Origin of the sequence: Nocardioides sp. CPCC 206348, from assembly GCF_048654705.1 — a bacterium.
Taxonomy (GTDB): domain Bacteria; phylum Actinomycetota; class Actinomycetes; order Propionibacteriales; family Nocardioidaceae; genus Nocardioides.
The window spans coordinates 10679-12653 of the sequence record NZ_JBMCZA010000186.1 but is presented as its reverse complement, the minus strand read 5'-3'; the positions used below and the strand labels follow the sequence as shown (position 1 = coordinate 12653).

At 69.1% G+C, this 1975-nt stretch carries 4 protein-coding genes; 2 read left to right on the top strand and 2 right to left on the bottom strand.

Annotated features, from left to right (window positions below; translation table 11 throughout):
- A partial coding sequence (locus ACOADB_RS15295; RefSeq protein WP_378600243.1) for an ATP-binding cassette domain-containing protein occupies positions 1–245 on the bottom strand: 245 nt, incomplete at its 3' end.
- A gap of 246 nt (positions 246–491) precedes the next feature.
- Here ACOADB_RS15295 and ACOADB_RS15290 point away from each other — a divergent pair.
- Positions 492–674: a hypothetical protein gene (locus ACOADB_RS15290; protein ID WP_378600241.1), complete on the top strand. Its 183-nt coding sequence runs from the start codon at positions 492–494 to the stop codon at positions 672–674.
- Between the two features lie 28 nt (positions 675–702).
- Here the strand turns inward: ACOADB_RS15290 and ACOADB_RS15285 are convergent, their stop codons facing one another.
- Positions 703–1356, bottom strand: coding sequence for a TetR/AcrR family transcriptional regulator (locus tag ACOADB_RS15285; RefSeq protein ID WP_378600238.1), 654 nt, complete (start codon positions 1354–1356; stop codon positions 703–705).
- An 85-nt stretch (positions 1357–1441) separates the two neighbouring features.
- On the opposite strand from ACOADB_RS15285, the gene ACOADB_RS15280 reads away from it, so the two are divergent.
- Positions 1442–1975: patatin-like phospholipase family protein (locus ACOADB_RS15280; RefSeq protein ID WP_378600236.1), on the top strand; the 534-nt coding region annotated here is incomplete at its 3' end.

Sequence of the window (1975 nt, the reverse complement as noted above, 5' to 3'; positions counted from 1 at the left end):
GTGCCGATCTGGCGACGCGCCTGGCGCAGGTCCCGACGTGACAACCGGGTCAGGTCCTGGCCGTTCACGGCGATGGTGCCGCTCGTCGGCCGCTCGAGGAGGTTGATGCAGCGGGCGAGCGTGCTCTTGCCTGCACCGCTCGGCCCGACGACCGCAGCGATCTGCGCTTCGCCGACCGTCAGGTCGATACCGTCCAGCACGGTCGTCGCGCCATAGGACTTCGTCAGTCCGGCGATTTCGATCATCCGGAGCTTCCCCCACTCGAGTTACCGATGTTACTCGACTGACTTTATGGACTTTTGCTTCGAGGGCGAGAGTCGTGGGTCACATTTCGGGGTCGGCTCGACCGATCCCCCGATCAGGGAGACCTGTCACCGTGGACCGGTTCGTCGCGCCAGAACTCAATTCAGGCTCGGTACTGCCGATACGCCTCTCAAGGAGCCCGTCGCAGCGAGTGCCTGCGAACACCGAGCCACACCCGAGAGGACCTCATGCCCGGCAAGGCGAAACCGATCGACTTCGTGGACAAGTACGCGCCGCTCTTCCTCGAGCGCTTCGCCACGATGGCCCTCGACCTCTACCTCGACGTCGACCGGGGCGTGTTCGTGTTCCGGTGGACCAGCCGGGGCAGGGCAGCCGTCGGTGAGTACGCCCTGCGGGACATGGCCGCCTGACGCCGCCTGACGCCACCTGCGCCCAGCGTCAGTGGGCCGCGATGCCGTCGTACATGACGGCACGGATGGCGGCGCTCAGCCGGGCCTGGCGCTCGGGCGTGGGGTCACGCAGCGCGGCGAGGATGGAGCCAAGGATCATGCCGTTGATGGCTTGCGCCGTGGACTCGACATCGAGGTCGCTGCGCAGGTAACCGCCCTCGACACCGTGGACGAGGTACGCCGCCGTCAGCGGGGTGGTCAGGTCGAAGAGGTCGAGCATCTTCTCGCGCATCGCGTCATCGATGCCCGCTGCCGACAGCAGCAGCTGCGGGACGCGGGGGTCCTGGCTGAAGATACGCGCCAGTCCCTCGCCGATCCGCGCCGACTGGGCACGGTAGTCCTCGAGCGTGTCGACGGCGTCGGGCGCGTTCTCGGCCCCCAGGGTCTCGACGATCCGCTCGATCAGGTCGTTGATGACGTGCTCGACGATGTCGCGCTTGTTCTCGAAGTAGCGGTAGAAGGTGCCGTGGCCGATGCCGATGCGCGCGGCGATGTCGGCGATGCCCGTGGCGTGATAGCCCTGCTCGGCGAAGCAGGTGAAGGCGGCGTCGATGATCTCGCGGCGGGTCTGCGCCTTGCGCAGCTCGAGGCGGGAGGGCGCGCGCACAGCAGCCGAACCCCTGGCCTCCGCGCCTGCTGTCATGACGGACACCCTATTGCCTCGAACCAGATCTGACGATAGATTCCGGAACTGACATTCCATTCCGTTTTGCTTTTCAGGGGGTTCGATGGGGCGCGCACTGGTCATTGGTTGCGGAGGCACGCTCGGGTTCGCCTGGACGGCCGAGGTGCTGGCCGAGCTCGAGCGCCAGGGCTGGGACCCACGGACCGCCGACGTCCTCGTCGGTACGTCGGCGGGTGCCGAGCTCGTCGCGATGCTGGGTGCGGGGATCACCGCTGAGGCGATCGCCTCCGAGTCCGATCCGCGCGTGCGTTCGCACCTGCACTCGCCAGGCGCTCCCGGCTCGCTGCCCGGACTCCCCCGACCGGGGCTGCCCGGACTCGGGCTCGCCCGCGCCGGGTTGACCGGGAAGGTGGACCGGCTCGCCGGGATCGCCGGCCTCCTGCCCCGCGGCAGTGGCAACGCCGACTGGTTGGTCCGGCTCGGCGAAGCGCTCGCTCCCGGCGGCTGGGTCGACCACCCCGACACCTGGCTGGTCGCGGCCGACGCCCGTACCGGCCACCGCGTCCCGGTCGGCCGTGCCGACTCCCCCACAGCCGGGCTCGGCCAGGCGATCGCAGCCTCGTGGGCGATTCCGGGT